This window comes from Fusobacterium ulcerans (assembly GCF_003019675.1).
Taxonomy (GTDB): Bacteria; Fusobacteriota; Fusobacteriia; order Fusobacteriales; family Fusobacteriaceae; genus Fusobacterium_A; species Fusobacterium_A ulcerans.
This window is the reverse complement of the sequence record NZ_CP028105.1, coordinates 3,102,579-3,122,312: the sequence shown is the minus strand read 5'-3', so window position 1 is coordinate 3,122,312 and position 19,734 is coordinate 3,102,579. Positions and strand designations below refer to the sequence as shown.

The window sequence follows — 19,734 nt, the reverse complement described above, 5'->3', positions numbered from 1 at the left end:
AATTGTTGAAACTTTTTTAAATTGAGCTTAATTTTTATTTTACACTAATCCCTTTCTCTATGATATAATATATTAGCATTATAAAAGGGTGGTTTCAATGAAAATAAAAGATATAAAGAAAAGAAATATTTCTAAAATCTTAAATGCACTAAGGAAAAGCAACAGCATATCTAAAAAAGATCTTTCTGAGATTATAAATCTTGCTCCCAGTACTTTGACAGAAATATGCTCTGATTTGCTGGAGCAGGGGATAATAAAGGAGCTTGGGGAAGTAAACAGTGACAAGCCGGGAAGAAAAAAAGTGCTTTTATCTATAAATTATGATTATAAAAAAATTATAGGGATAGATATAAAAAACAACTTTTTTTCTCTTACTCTTACTAATTTAAAAGGAGAGGTAGAGGCTCAAAAATATTTTGATAAGGATACTTCTGAAGCATATATTTTTTTAGATGAGCTTATAAAGGAGATCAAAAGCTTTATAAATGAAAATAATCTGAATAAAAAAGAACTTCTTGGAATAGGAATAAGTATAGTTGGAGCAGTTGATTTTAATACTGGTTCTACTATGAGTTTTATCGGATTCTGGAATGAATCTGTACCTCTAAAAAAAATAATGGAAGAAAAATTGGGAATTCCAATTTATGTAAATAATAATGTAAAAAATCTGGCTATTTATCAAATGTTTTTAGAAGAGGAGCTTTCAGATTTCTTTTTTCTGAAATATGGAACAGGGGTAGGAGGAAGTCTGGTTGTTCAAAGTGAACTTTTTAAAAAAGAATCTTCATTAAGTGGAGAGATAGGACACTCAATAATCAATAATGATGAAAATATATGCCCTATCTGTAAAAGAAAAGGATGCTTTGAAAATAACTATTCTGAAAGAGCTATTTTGGAGAAAATGGAAAAGATATATTCTAAAGAGAGTACTCCGATTATATTTTCTCTGACATCTGGAGATAGGGAGAATATTTCTTTTGATATTATCTTAAAAGCAGGAGAGTCAGGAGAGATAGCTGTGCTTAAAACTCTTCAGGAGGCAGCAGATTATCTGGCAATCCTTATTTTAAATATGTTTACACTGTTCTACCCAAAGAAAATTGTTTTGTGTGGAAATATTTTTAAAAATGATGTATTCATAAATTATCTTTTTGGATATATTCATAATAAGCAGATATTTGATTTTAAAAAGATAATATCAGTGAGCAGCATTTCTGAAAAGGAAGAGAGATGTGCCCCAATATTTTCAGTATTGAAAGAGAAATTTTATCTATTATAAAAAAATAAAACTGTGAAAAGATTGACTAATAAGCAGGAACTTAATCTGACTTTTAATCATTCGTTTCTCAGTTTTTTTATATAAAAATATAAGTTTTTTTATTAAAATCTATACCTCTCTATTTTTGAAGATATTGTTTTAAGAAAATTTTACTTTATTTTTTGATCAATTATTCTTTGCTTTTTACATAAAAGCATAAAAATATATTAGAAAATTAATAAAAAAATGCTGAAATGAGGAAATTAAATCTTCACTTCAGCATTTTTTATAATGACTATTATCAAGTTTTATATAAAATGTTCTCTTGTATAATAGCTAACTTTGAACTTTATATAATAATTTTTATGTAATGTGTATCTTTAATTTTTATATGATAACTTTTATGTAATATGTAATTTTAACTTTTATATAACAATATTATTTTGAAATTGTTGCAGTTCATATTTTTATACAGTCTGTTTTATTACCTCTTTTTCCTTTGCCACTCCCATTTTATCTACTATAACAAATAATATCACTGATAAAATAATATAAACAGCTGTTATCATAGTAAATCTGCTTCCGATATTTTCTGTAAGACCAACTAATCCTCTATGAGAAAGAAGAACATAGACATAGATAGTAGTTGTTGCTATAAGAGAACTCATAGGCTTTGCATATCTCCAGTGTACCAGAGAAATTTCTTCTTTTCTGCTCTGTACATAAGGAGTCTTCATTGGAGCTATATATCCAATAGCAACCATGATTATTACACAAAGAAGGAAGAGCATTCCCAATACATGAAGGAAGCTTATATTTACCTTGTACACAAACTGCATCATTCCATAAAGGAACATAAATACAAAGATGGCAACTTTAGCTGCAACAGCAGGTATTTTTTTTGAGAAGAAACCTACAAATACTATTACAAGAGTTGGAACATTGAAGAATCCCATAAATTTTTTCATAAACTCAAATAGTCCATTTGGTGCATTTACTATATATGGTGCTACTAAGATGGCAAGGATACCAAGGACAGTTCCAAATATTTTACCAACAGTTACCAGTTTTTTATCTTCTATATCAGGATTGACAATAGGCTTATACAAATCTAAGCAGAATAATGTAGAAGCTGAATTTAAAGCAGAGTTGAAAGAACTTAGTATAGCTCCAAAAAGAACTGCTCCAAAGAACCCTACTAAAGGAGTAGGAAGAACTTTATTTACAAGTATCGGATAAGCAAAGTCTCCTTTAGCTATTTCACTTCCATATAGGTGAAAAGCAATTATACCGGGAATTGCAAGAATAATTGGTGCAAATATTTTTAAAAATCCAGCATAGATAACTCCTTTTTGCCCTTCTGCCAAGCTTTTAGCACCAAATGCTCTCTGTACTATTGCCTGATTTGTACACCAGTAAAATGTATTTATCAATATAATTCCTGTAAAAAGAGTAGAAAATGGAACTGGTGCAGCAGCATCTCCTATTGCATTTAATTTTTCAGGATGATTTATAATTAATTTTTCTATTCCCTGTGAAAAACTTCCATCACCTAAAGCTTTTAATCCAAGAACTGGAATAAGTATACCACCAGCTATAAGTCCTACACCATTGATAGTATCAGAAACAGCAACTGCTTTCAGCCCACCGAATATAGCATAAATTCCACCAATGATACCTATTCCCCATATAGTGAGTACAAGAGCAGCCTGCTCTGATATTCCAAACATTGCTGATATGTTGAAAAGAGAGTTTAAAGCAACTCCACCAGAATACAGCACAACTGGAAGAAAAATAACCCCAAGACTTATTAAAAAAAGAATAGCCACTATATTTCTTGTACCTTTATCATATCTTTCTTCAAGAAACTGAGGAACTGTTGTAAATCCGCTTGTTAAATATCTTGGAAGGAAATACAATCCCATAAATATCAAAGTTATACCTGATGTCACTTCATATCCGATTACAGATAATCCTCCCATAAAAGCATTTCCATTCATTCCTACTAACTGTTCTGTAGAAAGGTTAGTAAGTAATAACGATCCTGCTATAACTACACCACTTAAACTTCTTCCACCTAAAAAATACCCACTGTTAGAATCAAGATTTTCATTTTTTGTAAGATACCAAGATATCACTGCTACCAATCCAGTAAAAAAAATAAATGTAACCACTGCTAATAGATTCATATTTCACCCCTTTTGAATATGTATTATTAAGATATTTTACTATGCCTGTTTTATTCTTGGCATCCACATTGGTTCTTTTCCTAGTTCTGCCCAAATATATTTTAAAAGCAGCTCACTTTTCAGTTCTTTATATTTTTCATTATCCCATAAATTATTTAATTCCTTTGGATCTTCTTTTAAATCAAAAAGCTCTCCATAAGTCTGATTGTAATATACAGTTAATTTGTATCTTTCGTCAACATAAGTTTTTAAATGTATAGTAGTAGGTTCATGGTGATTTTCACAAATAACATGATCTCTCAGTTTTACATTTTCATCTGCCCATGCTTTAGTCTGATCAATTCCAGTCATATCATATGGTATTTTTATTCCACACATACTTAAAAAAGTAGGAGCAAGATCTACCAATGATTGAAGAGAATGAGAAACTTTGTTTTCAGGAACAACTTTAGGATACTTAACAATAAAAGGTATTTTGATGAGATCTTCATAATGGAAGGGACCTTTTCTGATAAGTCCATGCTGTCCAACAAAATGCCCATGATCTGTTGTAAATACTATTATAGTATCTTCAGCAAGTCCTAATTCTTCCAGTTTATCCAAAATTTTACCAATATATTTATCCATCATAGATACCATTCCATAATATAGTGCAAGGTCTTTTTTGATATCTTCTTTTTTTTGCAGATGTGAGTGCATACCATGGATGCCAAATCCAGTTTCTTTATATTCACTGAAATCAGGATTTTCTTCCTGTGTTTTCCTAAAATGTGGTGGATTATATTTATGATCATCATTTATTGTCTCTTCATCTATAGAGAGTTTTTCTGGGTCATACATAGATGCCCAAGGTTCAGGTACAAAATATTCAGGATGAGGATCAAAGAAACTTGCCCAAAGAAAGAAATTTTCATCATTGTTCTTGTAATCTTCAAGCATACTGCTGCATCTTTCAGCTATCCATGAATTATAGTGATATTCTTCTGGAATTTCCCATTTTCCCCAGTTTCTCTTGCTGTTGAGAATGTTTCCTTCTTTTTCTACTAATATTTCTAATCTTGGATATTCTTCTTCGCTCATATTACCAGTAGGATTCAGGTAATAATCTCTCCAGTTTTTACACCCTTTTTCTTCAAGCCATATTGCATAATGCTGTCCTACATGAGATTCGTTAGTATGATTTCTTGCAAGCTCCACATGGTCGAATCCATAGAATCTATCTCTGTAATTTTTCCAGAACTCAAGGTCTTGTAAATATGGATAAGCTTCTAAAGAAGGAAATTCCTCTGTAGATGCCAGCGGCTGAAAATGTGCTTTTCCTATTAGAGCACTCTTGTATCCATTTCCTCTGAGTACATCTCCAATGGTAGTTTCATTTTCAGATAATTTAGTTCCTAAAGTCCATGCACCATGCTGGCTTGGATATTTTCCCGTGATAATAGATGCTCTGGTAGGGGTACAAGTAGGATTTGGGCAGTAGGCTCTGTCAAAAGTAGTTCCTTCCTTAACTAACCTGTCAAGATTAGGAGTCAGAATCTCTTTATTAAAAGCACCTATTGTATCAAAGTGCTGCTGATCACTTGTTATCAATAAAATATTAGGTCTTTTTTTCATAAAAATATCTCCTTGAAAATAATTGATTTATATTACGAATTAATTATAAGATTATAATATAATATTTCTTAAAATATGTCAATAAATAATATGAAAATATTTTATAACTATATTATTTGTACCGATATAAACCGTTAAATAAAAAATAAATATTTATTTTTTATGACGAAATATTTTTTGAGGGAAGAGTTGTTTCATTAAAAATTGTAATAAGAATTGTGTGTTACAATTATTATTAATTATTTGGCTGTTTTATGAAATGTTTGTTAAATGAAGTGCTGTGAGGAATAAAAGATGGAGAGTGAATTAATTATGAGAAACTACCAATGTTATAAAAGAAATATTATAAATACACAAACCATAGAAAAATAATGAAGAAAAGTAATTGAATAAGAATAACAAATAAAATATAGAGGTAATAAAAAAACTCCCTGCATGGACAGGGAGTTTTTTTTATGAATGATTGACGGTTTGTGAGCTATTATTTGTTTTTGTTTAAAAGTTCTTTTCCAGGGATTCCAGGTTTAGTCATTTCAAACGGATTTAAAATAATATCTAGATCCTCTTTGCTTAATAATCCTCTTTCAAGAACTATTTGTGCAACTGGAGTTCCAGTTTTTATAGATAATTTAGCTATTTCAGCTGCATTTTTATATCCAATATGTGGGTTAAGAGCTGTGATGATACCAACACTTCTATCTACCCAACCTTTACAGTTTTCTTCTTGAGCTGTGATTCCTTTCAAACAGTTTTCTATGAAAGTGTTGATTCCATTTTTCAATATTTCTATTGATTGGAATAAGTTGAAGAATAAAACTGGTTCAAATACGTTTAATTCTAATTGTCCTGCTTCAGCAGCTTTTACTATAGTAATGTCGTTTCCGAATATTTGGAAACATACTTGGTTTAATACTTCAGGAATAACTGGGTTTACTTTACCAGGCATGATTGAAGAACCAGGCTGTTGTTGAGGTAAAGAGATTTCAGCTAGTCCAGCTTTTGGTCCAGAAGCCATAAGTCTTAAATCGTTAGCAGTTTTTGATAGGTTTACAGCACAAGTTTTTAGTGCAGAAGATAACCATACAAAACTGTCAAGGTTTCTAGTTCCATCAACTAGGTCTGGAGATTGTTTGAAATCAAATCCAGAAACTTCTGAAAGAATTCTTACAACGTTTCCTACATAGTTAACGTCAGCATTGATACCAGTTCCAACAGCAGTTGCTCCCATATTTACATAAGTAAGCTCTTCTACTGCTCCTTTGATTCTTTTGATATCTCTTGCTACTGGTCCAGAGAATGCTCTGAATTCTTGTCCTAATCTAATAGGTACAGCATCTTGAAGGTGAGTTCTTCCCATTTTAATTACATGGTCGAATTCGTCTCCTTTAGCTTGTAATGTATCGAAAAGTTCTTGTAAAGAAACTAATAAATCTTTTATCATAAATTGAACTGTTAGTTTTCCAGCAGTTGGAACAACGTCGTTAGTTGATTGTCCATAGTTTACATGGTCATTTGGATGACATCTGTCATATTTTCCAAGTTCTCCACCTAATATTTCATTAGCTCTGTTAGCAATAACTTCATTCATGTTCATGTTCATAGAAGTTCCTGCTCCACCTTGGATAACATCAGTGATGAATTGATCTCTGAATCCTCCAGCGATGATTTCGTCAGCAGCTTTTATCATAGCAGCTTCTACTTCTTGACTGATAACTCCAGCTTCATAGTTTGCTTTTGATGTTGCTTTTTTTACATATGCTAATGCTTTTATAAAAGTATCACTTACTTTGTAACCAGTAATGTGGAAGTTATTTTGTCCTCTAAGAGATTGTACTCCATAATATGCGTCTGCTGGCACCTCTAAAGTTCCAATTGAATCACTTTCTAATCTGTATTTTATCATTCTTACCCCTCCTAAATTTTATCCTCACAATAATGATACAGGGTAAATGAATATTTTTCAAGATAGAAAGTACCAAAAAAAGCTTCAAAAAATATATGAAGTTCGCCATAAGAATATACCAATTAAATAATTATATATTTATTTAATAAAAATGAAAATAAACATATTTTTTTTTAATGTTATGAAAATATCTTGTCACAAAATTATTATATCATTTTAGGCATTCAGAGTAAACAGAAAAATTAATTTTTTTCCAACTGATTTTCATATTGCTATTTATTTTTATCTTCAATGTATCATTTTCATCGATAATACTTTTTATAGAATGATTGAAAATTGTATGAAGGCTTTTCTTATCAGCAGCAATTATTTTACTTATTTTGTTATTTATTTTTAGCATTTTTTCATTTTCATGATGATTTTTTCCCTCAATAGCAACAGAAATATTTAATTCCTTATCAATAAATTCTCTGTCTGCTATCTCTTTCATTCTCACTACTGCTTCAAATAGATCCTCTTCTCTTAATGTATCTGGAATAGATACTTCAAGTTCAAAGTTGTCTGAAGGAGCAGAGGAAGTATTTTCAAAAACAAAATTATACTGGCTGATAGTTTGTTCTCCACACATATCTATCTGCATAAGTCTTTTTATTTCTTCAGTATCATATCCTTTTCCTATAAGGTACATCAATTTTGTAACAGCAGCTTCTGGAGTCAAATCTACACCACTTATTACTCCAGCATCTGTCAGTTTTGCACTTGCTTCATATAATCCCATTTTTACAAAACCTTTTGTACACTGAGTGATATCTACTATAACTATGCCTTTAGATGAAATATATTTAAGCACATTCAAAAATTCTTCACTAGTAGGGGCGTTTCCATTTCCAAAAGTTTTTAAGATAACTCCTTTTATTTCATTGGTATTTTCAAATATACTTTTTAAATATTGTGGATTTAACCCAGGGAATAATTCAAGAATAATAACCTTGCTGTTCATTTTTCCATCTACATAAAAATTTTTACTTGCTGGTCTGTCAAGAATTCTATCTTTTATTATTCTAATATCTCCACCAATTTCTCCAATAGCTGGATAATTAGGAGAAGAGAATCCAAAATAATTAGTAGCATCTATTTTTCTTGATCTGTTTCCTCTCATTAGAGTATCTCTAAAGAAAATACAAACTTCAGGAACAAGTTTTACACCATACAGGTCATTACCTGCTATTTGTATAGCCGTGATAAGATTTTGAAGAGCGTCACTTCTTGGAAATTGCAGAGGTACTTGTGATCCAGTAAGAACCACTGGCTTATCAAGATTTTTAAGCATGAATGAGAGAGCAGAAGCTGTAAAGGCCATAGTATCAGTTCCATGTAGGACAACAAAACCTCTGTAGTTTTCATAATTTTTTTCAATTATACCAGCTATTTTAATCCATACTTCTGGGGACATATCTGATGAATCGATCAATGGAGAGAACTGATAATAATCTGTTGAGAATTTTTCAAGAATAGGGTGTTCTTTTGCAATTTCATTCCAGTCATTAGCTGGTCTTAACGGACTATTTGGATCCCCTTTTTCACTATTTACCATCCCAATAGTTCCACCAGTGTTGATAATCAAAACTTTATCTAGCATTTTTTCCTCCAAACAAAATTGATATTATTTCCTAAATTATACTTATAAATCGGAAAAAAAACAATAGACAAATAATTTCAAAATATTTCTAGATTTAAACTTTAAATTATACTAAAGAAATGGTATAATTACCGAAGGAGGAACGAATGAAGGATAATATAGCTCTAATTGGTTTTATGGGAAGTGGAAAAAGCACTATAGGCAGAGTTCTAGCCAAATACTTAGATATGAAATTTATTGATATAGATAAAATGATCTCTGCAAGAGAGAAAAAAACAATCCCTGAAATATTTGAGGAAAAGGGAGAAGCTTATTTCAGAAAATTAGAGAGAGAGATTGTTTATGAGGAATCTTTAGATAATAATATAGTTATTGCTACTGGTGGAGGAGTCATAATAGACAATGAAAATATCAAAACTCTAAGGGAAACTTCGTTTATTGTGTATCTTGATTGTACGATTGAATGTATATATGAAAGAGTAAGACATAGTAAGGGAAGACCTCTTCTCAATGTAGAGGATATGTTTGAGAAGATAAAGGAGCTTCATTCTAAAAGAGAGATACTTTATAGAATATCAGCAGATTTCAGTGTGAGAATAGATGTAGAAAGTAATATGTACGATACTGCGGAAAAGATAAAAGAAGCTTATATTTATAACAGTTAAAATAAGGAGGGATTTTTTATGTGCAATGAAAATCGTTTAAAGGGGAAGCTTGCTTTAATTACTGGAGCTACAAGTGGGATAGGAAAATCTTGTGCGGAAAAGCTTGCAGGAATGGGAGTTGACCTTATTCTTACTGGAAGAAGAACTGAAGTATTAAATGAAGTTAAAAATGAAATAGAAAAAAAATATGGTGTAAAAGTATTGCCTATACAACTTGATGCAAGAAACTATAATGAAGTCGCTGAGAAGATAGCTGCTCTTGAAGGAGAATGGAAAAATATAGACATTCTTGTAAATAATGCAGGACTTGCTCTAGGTATGGAAAAAGTGTATTCTAATTCAGCAGAAGATATAGATGCAGTTATAGACACAAATGTAAAAGGTATGCTTTATATGATAAGAGAAGTAGTTCCTGGAATGATTGAAAGAGATAAACCAGCTCTTGTAATAAATATGGGATCAGTAGCTGGAGATGCTGCATATGCAGGAGGAGCAGTATATTGTGCTTCTAAAGCAGCTGTAAAAACTCTTTCTGATGGACTTAGAATAGATTTAGTTGATACAAAAGTAAAAGTAACTAATATAAAACCTGGATTAGTTGAAACTAACTTCAGTGTAATAAGATTTAAAGGAGATAAGGATAAAGCCGAGAAAGTATATAAAGGAATAGAAGCTCTTACTCCAGATGATATAGCTGATACAGTTACATATATCTGTAATCTTCCTGATAACGTACAAATCCCAGAGATAGTTATGACTCCTATGTTCCAAGCTGATGGACGTACTGTATATAAAAAATAAATTTTCTTTATAAAAACCACGGATATTAAATCTGTGGTTTTTTTTAAATAATTTATTCGTATATGCTCTGCATCCATTCTATTAAAGGCAAGATGCCAACTTTTTTTATAGTTTCAAATAAAATATTTCGCCCAACTTTAAATTTCTTCTAAAAATAAGAAGTTGATAAACATATTCTATCCCTCTATTTTTTTCTGAATAATCTTTTATATACTTTTCTAGGAGATAGTTATAAAATCAAAAAAATAAATTAAGGAATAGTTCTCATTTTTATAATTTTTCTTTCAGATATTATATTTTTAGCTGCTGTTTTAGGGAATAATTAATATATTTTATTTTTATTATATTTAACTTTGATTGTGTCATAGTCTTAAAGATTGAAAGAAATACTTTTTTAAGTTATTGAAATTATTATAATAGTAGATGTTTTGAGTGAAATAGGATATTATATAAATAAAGTTTGTTAATCTTTAGGAGGAATTTGTGTTTAAAAAAATTGATATGTTTGTATTTTGGAGTGGAGTAAGCTTTAATATTATTGCACTAGGTTTAAGTGTTTTATTTTCAGTACTTTATGGAGAAGTGGATTTAGATAAAATAAGAAATTACGGAAATGTTATTTTTTACATTATTATTTTCTTATATAAACTAAAAGATAAATCTTTTAAAATAAAATATTTTCTTGGATATGTAATCATTAGTTTTATAACAGGAAAATCTATAGGATTTATGACAAAAGTTTTTTCTGAACAAGGATATACAAATGAAGTAAAAATGACAGAAATACTTTCATTTGCTTTTGTTGTTACATTTTTAGTTTGTTATTTAGAAGGTTTTTTGTATCAAATTTTTAAAAAAATTTCATATAAAAAATCTCTGTTGTAATAACATGATAGGAGGTATAATGAAATCAAAGGTTTTATTAATTTTAGCAGGTCTAATAATAGGAGGAACCATGAATCTAGAAGCTAATAACACAGTAAAAAATGCAGATGTACCAATAAAGAAAGTAACATTATATTCATCAGGGGTAGGATATTTTGAGCACAAGGGAACTATTGAAAATGCATCGAAATTAACATTGCCATTTGAAACAAGTGCTTTAAATGATGTATTAAAATCTATTATTATATATGATCCTAATACTGCTTTACCAGTGATAAATTATCCTTCAGAAGAGACTGTGAAAAGGACTCTTGCCAGCTTGAGTATTGATCTTAATAATAATCCCTCTATTGAAGAGATATTAAATTCATTAAGAGGAGCAGAGGTAAAGATTACAGCCACTAGAGAAATAACAGGAAAAATAATAGGAGCTAGAATTAAAAAAGTAAAAATAGGAGATGAGGCAGCAGAAATATCCAGTCTTTCTATATTAAGTGAAGGTCAAATTCAAACTATAAAAACAGATGAAATTATATCCTATAGTTTTACAGATCCAAAAATAACTGATGATATGAACAGGGCACTTGATCTAATATTGAATTCTAAAAATAGCAATATAAAAAATATAAATATCAATCTTTCTGGAGATAAAAAAAGAGATATAGAATTTAGTTATGTAATAGCAGCTCCTGTATGGAAAGCTACTTATAGATTTGATTTGGCTGGTGAAAAACCATATCTTCAAGGTTGGGCAATAGTGGACAATGTAGGCGAAATGGACTGGGATAATGTGGAACTATCTCTTGTCACAGGAAAACCTGTATCATTTATACAAGAACTATATGCACCATATCATCTGAATAGACCTATTATTCCTCTGTCAATTGCTGGATTTGCACAAGCTAGGACATATGAAAGCGGTATGGTGGATACATATTATGTTGGAGAGGATAATATAGAGATGAGCAAGGAAGTTCTTGCTTCAGAAATTAATATAAATGGAAGGAAAATGATGAAGTCTCCTATGGCTTTTGCAGGGAATGTTCATCAAGAAGTAACTAATACTAGAAACGCTGGTGATATGTTTGTGTTTACAACACCAAAACCCGTTACTTTGGAGAGACAGCAAAGTGCAATGATTCCATTAGTACAGACTAATTTTGATGCAAAGAAAGTATCTATATTTGATGGAAGAAATGCAGGATATGGTGTCAGTTCTAATCCAGCACTTGGAGTGAAATTTAAAAATAATTCTGGAATGAAATTACCAGCAGGCCCTATTACAATATATGATGATGGGACATATGTAGGAGATGCACTTTTAGAATTTTTACCTGAGAATGATGAAAGAATGATAGCTTATGGAGATGATCTTTCTGTAACTGGAACAGTATCAGCTTCAGAAACAGCTAAAACAGATACTGTAACAGTGGTTAAAGGCGTTTTAAATATAAGCATAAAACATGTTTATGAAAAAGTCTATACATTCAAAAATAATAGTACTAAAGATAAGAATATTGTGGTAGAGCATCCTATTATGAATAATTCAAAATTAATAGAACCGCAAAAATATATGGAGAAAACTGGTGCTTTATATCGTTTTGATGTGAAAATAAAAAATGGCAGTGAAGCAAAAATTCTTGTAAAAGAAGAAGTGGTAAAGCTAACCAGTACAAGTATTGCCAATTTTTCTAAGGATAACTTAGTATACTATTCAACAAATAAAGAAATATCTCCCAATATTCGAGAGTTTTTTGTAAAAGCTGCAACTATGTATGGTGAAATGGAAGAAATTCAAATGAAACATAAAGAAATGTCTGATTTACGTGAAAATTATATAAAAGAACAAGACAGAATGAGAAGAAATATTGATACTGTTGGAAGTACTTCAGTACAAGGAAAAGAATATATTATAAAGCTGATATCACTTGATAAAAATATAGAGAATGTTGATACAAAAATAAAAGAAACAACTGAAAAACTGCAAGATTTGAGAAAAAAATATAATGAGTATATTAAAGGATTGAATGGATAAGGTTTGAGCTGATTAGGTAATAGAGTATCTTTCTTTTAGAGATGGTGTTATAATGAATTTATAATCTTCATTATAGAGGGAGGAATATATGAATAACCTAAAAAGCAAATGCTTAAACGGATGTCTTGCAGAAGGAACTATACTTACAATGGCTGATGGAAGTAAACAAAGAATTGAAGAAGTAAAAATAGGTGATATGGTAGCAGTCCCAGATGCCAGAGCTAAAAGAATTGTAGATATTTATACAGGATATGAAGAAAAGATCAGTGAGTTAAAACTGGTGAATGGAATAATATTAAAAGCAACATCTAATCATCCAATTATGACAGAAAAAGGGTATAAAAGACTTAAAGAAGTAAATCCATTGGATAAAGTAGTTATAAGAGAAAATCAATTGGAAAGTATAGAAATTATTGCTGAAGTTGAAGCTGATACTAGAGTATATAATGTACTATTAGAAGAAATGAGTACTATCATTTGCAATGACATTTGGGTTGGAGATTTTCAAGTTCAAAATAATTTAGAAAGTACTAGATATAGAAATAATGAAAGAATAAATGAGATAGAGACAGAGATGAAAAAATTAATGGATGAATTTGAAAAATTGAAAGGGTAACAGTTAAAGAGAAACCTCAGAATAAAATCTGAGGTTTTTATATTATATTCATATTCTGGCAATTTTATCTGAAAAAATTAAATCATTTATTTTAAAAAATAGGAAAATTTAAAATTCATACAAGTTTTTCCAGTCAAAATTTTCCGAGGCTGCTCTTTCAATAAGTCTAGGGAGAACATTTGGAATATCTTCCATTGCCTCTTCAAAGTATTCATAATTACCATATTTATCATTGTTTTTATAATGAATATCTGGAGTTATTATTTCTAAGCATTCCCTTTGAAAAGAGCTAACTTTATCAATATCCATTTCTTCACCTATTAATTCATAAGTAATACTCATAAGCATTTCAAATTCAGCATTTCCAAAAGGAATATTTGGCACTTCTGCTAAAGAATCAGGATCAATAAGAGATTTAACTAGGACCTCTTCTCCCTGAGAGATAAGCCATAGAGCAAAATATAATCCAGTATCATCACTTACATAACCATTGATTACTTTACAAGCCATATCTACCCATACACATTCATTTACAGCTTCCATGTATGCTCCAAGATATCCTCCAAAGTAACACACATCTTCTATATTGCAACTGCTTAGGTATTCTTGTGCAGATTGAAGAAATATTTCATTATCTCCATTGCTGTCTTTTCTAAATACATCCATTAACTGCCAAAATTCCATCTTAGTCATAATCTCTCCTCCAGTAAATTTTATTAGTACCTAATGTTAGTATATAGTAAAAATTAAACAAAAGCAATTAAGGGATATTAAAATAAACTAGATATTTTTACATATATTAATAAATTTTTTTATTGATGGTGTTATAAACTTATTTTTGTGATAAATTATATTAAATTTTCTTTTCAATTCAACATCTTTTACATTTAAAATTGCTAATTTTCCCTCTTCTATTTCTTTCTTCACCATCTGATATGAAAGGAGGGAGACTCCCATATTGCTTTTTACTGCATTAATTATTACTCCTGTACTTATACTTTCCCAGCCGGGTTTTACTGCTAACTCTTTAGAGGTAATGAAACTATTAAATATTTCTCTGACTCCGCTTCCTTTTTCTCTCAGTATGAAATTTTCTTTTAAAATATCTTTAAATAATAATTTTTCTTTTTTTGCATAGGGATGAGATTTATTGCAGATAAAAACTAATCTATCTTCAAAAAATGTTTCAGATACAATGCTGTCAGAGTGAACAATTCCTTCTATGAGACCAATATCCAAAAGATTATCCAGTATTCTAGCTTCTATTATATTTGAATTCTCAACACATATATTTGTTTGAATAAGTGGATATGCTTGCTGAAATTTTTTTAGATAATCATTTAGAAAATACTTTCCAATAGTCAGACTTGAACCTATCTTTAATATACCTAGTGTATCATTGTTTTTTATTTTGTTTTCCATTTCTTCAACTAAATTTATTATTTGAGAAGAGTAACTGAAAAACTCTTTTCCTTTTTCTGTAATGTATAGTTTTTTAGATATTCTGTCAAAAAATTTAACTCCATAGTATTCTTCTAATTCTTTTATAGCAAAACTTATTGCTGGCTGTGCAACAAAAAGTTTTTTTGCAGCTAAAGTGATACTATTGCATTCACAAACCATTATAAATATTTTCATGTGTCGTACTGTCATTTTTTCTCCTTAGTTTTATAACTAATCAAAATAGATAACTAATCATTTATATATAATATAAGATTATACTATTTTATTTATATATCTTCAAGGAGTATAATTTAATAAATAAGAATTTAAGGAGGAAAAAAATGTCTACCAAAAATCAGGAAAAAAATTTTTATCGAAAATTATTTTTATCAACATTTTACATTAGTAGTTTCACCTTTGGGGGAGGATTTGTAATAATTCCCCTGATGAGAAAAAAATTTGTTGAGGAATACAAGTGGATGAAGGATACTCAAATGCTTGATCTAATAGCAATAGCACAGTCTTCTCCAGGAGCAATAGCTGTAAATGCTTCAATAATAATAGGTTATCGTCTCAGCGGAATTATGGGGGCAGTAATTGCCACAGTTGCCACAGTTTTACCTCCATTAATAATCCTTTCAGTAATCTCCCTCTTCTATTTAGCCTTCAAAGAAAATCTAATTGTAAATGCAGTGATGAAAGGCATGCAGGCTGGAGTAGCAGCAGTAATTATTGATGTTGTCTATTCAATGGCTTCACAAGTAGTAAAATCAAAAAAACTTCTTCCTATCAGTATGATGATATTAGTTTTTATTGCGACTTATTTTCTTAAAATAAATATAATTCTAATTATAATAGTTTGTGGAATTGTTGGTGCTATTCATAGTAATTTCAGATTAAAAAGGGGAAAATAAAATGATATATATACAATTATTTTTAAGTTTTTTCAAAATAGGAATGTTCAGTATAGGTGGTGGTTATGCAGCTATGCCTCTTATACAAAATGAAGTCGTCACTATTCATAGCTGGCTTACTATGAAAGAATTTGCAGATATAATAACTATTTCTCAAATGACACCTGGTCCAATCGCTATAAATAGTGCTACATTTGTTGGGATACAAATAGCAGGATTTCCGGGAGCTGTAATAGCAACATTAGGATGTGTAACTCCTTCATTTATAATCGTTTTATCAATAGCAATGGTATATTTCAAATATAGAAAATTGACTGTTATAAATGGAATTTTAGATGGATTGAGACCTGCTGTGGTTTCTTTGATAGCATCTGCTGGAGTATCAATGGTTTTGCTGGCTTTTTTTGGTGAAAGTGAAATAGAAATTGGAAAAATTCATTTGAATTATTTTTCTGTATTTTTATTTGCTGTGGGGATGTTTTTTTTAAGAAAATTTAGATTAAACCCAACTTATGTCATGATTGGAAGTGGTATTGTTGGAGGAATTGTATATGGTTTTATGGGAGGGATGTAATGAACTTATATGTTAAAAGCACTTTAATGGGATATAAAATTGAAAACAATGAAGGGATTGTAATAGACTGTATAAAATCAAAAAACTTTATGGATTCAGCAAGATTAATATTAAAAGATAATTCCATTGTATATGAAACAGATATAATTATTGAAAATAAAGAGGATAAATATATTATAAAAAATAAAGATAATGAAATAATAGCTACAACAGAATTAAAATTTAAGGAAGATGAAAAAAGTTCAATTGTTCATTCACCTAAAGTTGAATATATGATTATAAACACTCCTTATGGTGAATGGAAAGCTGTGCAAGAAAAAGATTTTAGTATTTCATTTATTTCGAAAAATAAAGTTATTGGAAAAATTTCACCTTTCTTTAGTTTTCATTCTCAAGAAATTTCCTCATCAGATGACTTTCCAGCAGAATTTTGGTCAGCTATTTATGTTTTAAGTTATTATATGGTGCATGAAAATGATATTATTACAGTTTAAATCTGAAAATATACTTTATTAATAAAGAGCTGGCACTAAAAGTAAAATAGGAAAAATAAATATTAAAAGGATATATTGAAAATTAATTTTATTTAACTGTTTTTAGTAGTTAAAGTTTCAGAATCATTGATGTATACTTTTTAATATAATTTTATAATAGTTTTGAAAATATTATTAAATTAAAAATAAAATTATTTTTTAATAAAATTTTTATAAATATATAAAGTATATTTATAGATTGACAAACAAAAATATCAGAGTATAATTTAAAATTAAGGATAGATAAAGAGAAAAATAAAGTTTTTTAAGGCAACTTACAGCATATACTCGGAATATATATTTTAATGTTAAATTAAAAACAAGGAGTGATAAAAATGTCAAAAGAAATTCAAAAAATATCATGTGTTAACAGTGCTGCTTTTGTAATGAGTTTTGATGTTATGTATGCAGAGGATGGAAAAGAAAAAAATTATGGTCAAGTGACTCTTTTCCAGTAGGACAGTCTAGAACAATAGATTTAGCTGAATATAAAGGAACTATAGCAGCAGGAGCTCCTGTTTGGGTAAAAGTACATACAAAATTAGGAAAAACAAAATCAAGTAATGAACATGCATATAAATTTGCAGAAAATGGACAAAGTTTAGCTCTAAAAGTTAAAGGAACAACATTAATTTATTCAATTGAAGAGTTATAGGCAGACTAAATTCAATTTTAGTATGAAATAAATTATACTTAAAACTTTGCTAAAGAAAATTTTAAAAGTGGTATAGTATAAATATTAAAAGATGTTTTAACTATATAGCTCTTAATATTAATTTAACAAATTGAACTACAATACTTGTTATTTAATCAGGAATACTATAAACATAAAATGCTGTACCCTATCTTAGGTATTTAAGATTTTGGGTACAGTTTTTTTATAATTGAGAATACTATAAAATGAAATATTGTTATTTTTTCAAAATAAAAAACAAAAAATAATGTATTTTTTATAAATAATCTTTTATTTATTTAAAAACGAATAAAAATTTAAAAAGTATGGTATAATATAAACAATATGTAAAAATATATTGATCATAAAAAATACATTATAAGGAGTTAGAAGATGACATGAGAGATAAATTTGTTATTTTTAATGGAGTTAGTTGTGAGTGTTATCTTAATAGGATGAGAAATTATGCACTAAGAGACTTAAAAGATGAAGCTAAAAAAATGAGAACTGGGTTAAAAAAATTTTCTGAAGTTATAGAAGAGGTACATGAAAAAAATAAAATAGAACCTCTTGAATTTTTATATGAGGAAATAAAAAAAATAGATAAAAAAGATGTTGCAATATTTTATCTTAAATTTACAGGAAATGATGAATTATTAGAAACTTTTCCTGATTCAATAAAACCACTCAAATTACCTATTATAAAAAAAGAAGGAGAGATAGTATTTGTTTTGAAAAAAAATAAAATTGATATCAATTTAAAACTTAAAAAATATTTGAAAAATCTTCAAGAGGTTTCAGAAGCTTTAAAAATAAAAGTTGAAAAGCATAATAAAGATCTTTTAGAAAGGCTTAAGAAAAAAGGTGAAAGGTTATATGAAAAAATATCTCTTAGAGGTTGGTAAGGTTTTTTTGATAGTTTTAAAAGTTCAATGAAATTTTAAAATATATACTTTATTTTTTATTAAATAAAATGGTTGAAATAAGAAACAATAATTGATTTTTTATTATAAAAAATTATTATTTATTGTTTTTTAAAATAAGAAATAAATGCTATAATAATTTAATAAAACATCTGAGGAGTGATTATGAAAAAAATAATATTAATTCTATTTATTGGATTGTCTATTAGTGGATATTCAACAGAAAAAAAGGAATCTTTGGTTACTGATGGAGTAACAGAAGCTGTTTCAGGAGCAGTATCTACAGGAAAAAATATATTAAAGGGATTGAAAAAAGGAATAGACAAAGGAAGGGTTGAAGGAAATAGTACTGACGAAGCAATAATAATATTGGATCAAAAAGCTTTTAATGAATATATTGACTGTACTATTCTTTCAGTTGAAAAAACTGCAAAATATTATGAGATAAAAGTGGGATTAAAAAATAAATCAAAGGAAACAGTAAGACTTGCTAATTTATCAGAAAAAAAAGTGTTACAGTTAAAAGACAAAGAAGGGTATGTTTCATATTCTTTACATCCTATTTTAAATATAACAATTCCAGAAGAAAGTGGAGTAAGAGCAAACTTTAGATTTTTAATGGAAGGAATTCCTTCTAATTTAAAATTATATGGAGTGAATTTTGAAATAGATAATACTAAAATTAAAGAAGGAACAGAAAAAGAAATATATAAAACATTAAATGATGTTGTAGAAGAATTGGAACAAATAGAGAAAAGCAATAAAGAATAATTTTGTTAATAAATATATTGTTTAAAACAAGTATTAATGGAAAAGCTGCCTTCTGGCAGCTATTTTTTTAAATAGAAAAATAAGTGATAGAAATTATAATTTTATAATTGCACCTTAATATAAAAATAGAGCCAAGTCAAAAAATAAGAGCATAACCAATACCTTGTGAATGGCATTGTCTTCTCATGTTATATTTTTATATGAAATAAAGAGAAATTTATATGGAAACATAGATATTCGAAGAGAAAAAATTTTTAAAAAGCTATTTTCAGGAATAAATTAATTTTATTTTACAATA

General features: G+C 28.7%; 17 protein-coding genes and 1 pseudogene. 12 read left to right on the top strand and 6 right to left on the bottom strand.

Annotation, left to right across the window (positions count from 1 at the left end; translation table 11 throughout):
- Nucleotides 1-97: 97 nt before the first annotated feature.
- Complete coding sequence (locus tag C4N20_RS14375) at nt 98-1,279, top strand: ROK family transcriptional regulator (RefSeq protein ID WP_005977365.1); 1,182 nt, start codon at nt 98-100, stop codon at nt 1,277-1,279.
- A gap of 446 nt (nt 1,280-1,725) precedes the next feature.
- On the opposite strand, the gene C4N20_RS14370 is transcribed toward C4N20_RS14375, so the two are convergent.
- From C4N20_RS14370 to C4N20_RS14355, 4 genes and pseudogenes are all read right to left on the bottom strand, one after another.
- Nucleotides 1,726-3,447, bottom strand: coding sequence for a solute:sodium symporter family transporter (locus C4N20_RS14370; protein ID WP_005977366.1), 1,722 nt, complete (start codon nt 3,445-3,447; stop codon nt 1,726-1,728).
- Nucleotides 3,448-3,486: 39 nt separating this feature from the next.
- Complete coding sequence (locus tag C4N20_RS14365; protein ID WP_005977367.1) at nt 3,487-5,061, bottom strand: sulfatase family protein; 1,575 nt, start codon at nt 5,059-5,061, stop codon at nt 3,487-3,489.
- Between the two features lie 481 nt (nt 5,062-5,542).
- Nucleotides 5,543-6,964 (bottom strand): aspartate ammonia-lyase, encoded by a 1,422-nt coding sequence (locus C4N20_RS14360; protein WP_005977368.1) that lies wholly within the window; start codon nt 6,962-6,964, stop codon nt 5,543-5,545.
- Between the two features lie 607 nt (nt 6,965-7,571).
- Nucleotides 7,572-8,603, bottom strand: a pseudogene (locus C4N20_RS14355) (asparaginase); the annotation flags it as partial.
- Nucleotides 8,604-8,749: 146 nt separating this feature from the next.
- Here C4N20_RS14355 and C4N20_RS14350 point away from each other — a divergent pair.
- The 5 genes from C4N20_RS14350 (at nt 8,750) to C4N20_RS14330 (ending at nt 13,605) form a co-directional block, all read left to right on the top strand.
- Nucleotides 8,750-9,268, top strand: a complete 519-nt coding sequence (locus C4N20_RS14350) for a shikimate kinase (RefSeq protein WP_005977370.1) — start codon at nt 8,750-8,752, stop codon at nt 9,266-9,268.
- Between the two features lie 18 nt (nt 9,269-9,286).
- On the top strand, nt 9,287-10,069 hold the full coding sequence (locus C4N20_RS14345) for an SDR family NAD(P)-dependent oxidoreductase (protein WP_005977371.1): 783 nt from the start codon (nt 9,287-9,289) through the stop codon (nt 10,067-10,069).
- Nucleotides 10,070-10,552: 483 nt separating this feature from the next.
- The gene (locus C4N20_RS14340; RefSeq protein WP_005977372.1) at nt 10,553-10,954 is read left to right on the top strand and encodes a hypothetical protein; all 402 of its coding nucleotides are present in this window, start codon (nt 10,553-10,555) and stop codon (nt 10,952-10,954) included.
- A gap of 19 nt (nt 10,955-10,973) precedes the next feature.
- A complete protein-coding gene (locus C4N20_RS14335) occupies nt 10,974-12,989 on the top strand; it encodes a hypothetical protein (RefSeq protein ID WP_005977373.1) in 2,016 nt (671 codons plus the stop codon).
- Nucleotides 12,990-13,077: 88 nt separating this feature from the next.
- Nucleotides 13,078-13,605, top strand: a complete 528-nt coding sequence (locus C4N20_RS14330; protein WP_005977374.1) for a Hint domain-containing protein — start codon at nt 13,078-13,080, stop codon at nt 13,603-13,605.
- A gap of 108 nt (nt 13,606-13,713) precedes the next feature.
- Here C4N20_RS14330 and C4N20_RS14325 read toward each other — a convergent pair whose 3' ends face one another.
- Together C4N20_RS14325 and C4N20_RS14320 are read right to left on the bottom strand one after the other, a co-directional pair.
- Entirely contained in the window at nt 13,714-14,298 is a 585-nt protein-coding gene (locus C4N20_RS14325) for a DUF4240 domain-containing protein (protein ID WP_005977375.1), read from the bottom strand.
- An 87-nt stretch (nt 14,299-14,385) separates the two neighbouring features.
- Nucleotides 14,386-15,258, bottom strand: a complete 873-nt coding sequence (locus C4N20_RS14320) for a LysR family transcriptional regulator (RefSeq protein WP_005977376.1) — start codon at nt 15,256-15,258, stop codon at nt 14,386-14,388.
- Nucleotides 15,259-15,389: 131 nt separating this feature from the next.
- Here C4N20_RS14320 and C4N20_RS14315 point away from each other — a divergent pair, with 131 nt between their 5' ends.
- The 6 genes from C4N20_RS14315 to C4N20_RS14295 all read left to right on the top strand — a co-directional run bounded on the left by C4N20_RS14315 (nt 15,390) and on the right by C4N20_RS14295 (nt 19,436).
- Nucleotides 15,390-15,962: a chromate transporter gene (locus C4N20_RS14315; protein ID WP_005977377.1), complete on the top strand. Its 573-nt coding sequence runs from the start codon at nt 15,390-15,392 to the stop codon at nt 15,960-15,962.
- 1 nt (nt 15,963) lies between these two features.
- Nucleotides 15,964-16,536 (top strand): chromate transporter, encoded by a 573-nt coding sequence (locus C4N20_RS14310; protein ID WP_005977378.1) that lies wholly within the window; start codon nt 15,964-15,966, stop codon nt 16,534-16,536.
- Nucleotides 16,536-17,030 carry a hypothetical protein gene (locus C4N20_RS14305; RefSeq protein ID WP_005977379.1) on the top strand — a complete coding sequence of 165 codons (495 nt, stop codon included), beginning with the start codon at nt 16,536-16,538 and terminating at the stop codon, nt 17,028-17,030. Before C4N20_RS14310 ends, C4N20_RS14305 begins: the two co-directional genes overlap by 1 nt.
- Before the next feature lie 374 nt (nt 17,031-17,404).
- Nucleotides 17,405-17,527 (top strand): hypothetical protein, encoded by a 123-nt coding sequence (locus C4N20_RS16805; RefSeq protein ID WP_005977380.1) that lies wholly within the window; start codon nt 17,405-17,407, stop codon nt 17,525-17,527.
- Between the two features lie 613 nt (nt 17,528-18,140).
- Complete coding sequence (locus tag C4N20_RS14300; protein WP_005977381.1) at nt 18,141-18,647, top strand: hypothetical protein; 507 nt, start codon at nt 18,141-18,143, stop codon at nt 18,645-18,647.
- A gap of 183 nt (nt 18,648-18,830) precedes the next feature.
- Nucleotides 18,831-19,436, top strand: coding sequence for a hypothetical protein (locus C4N20_RS14295; RefSeq protein ID WP_005977382.1), 606 nt, complete (start codon nt 18,831-18,833; stop codon nt 19,434-19,436).
- The last annotated feature ends 298 nt before the right edge of the window (nt 19,437-19,734 follow it).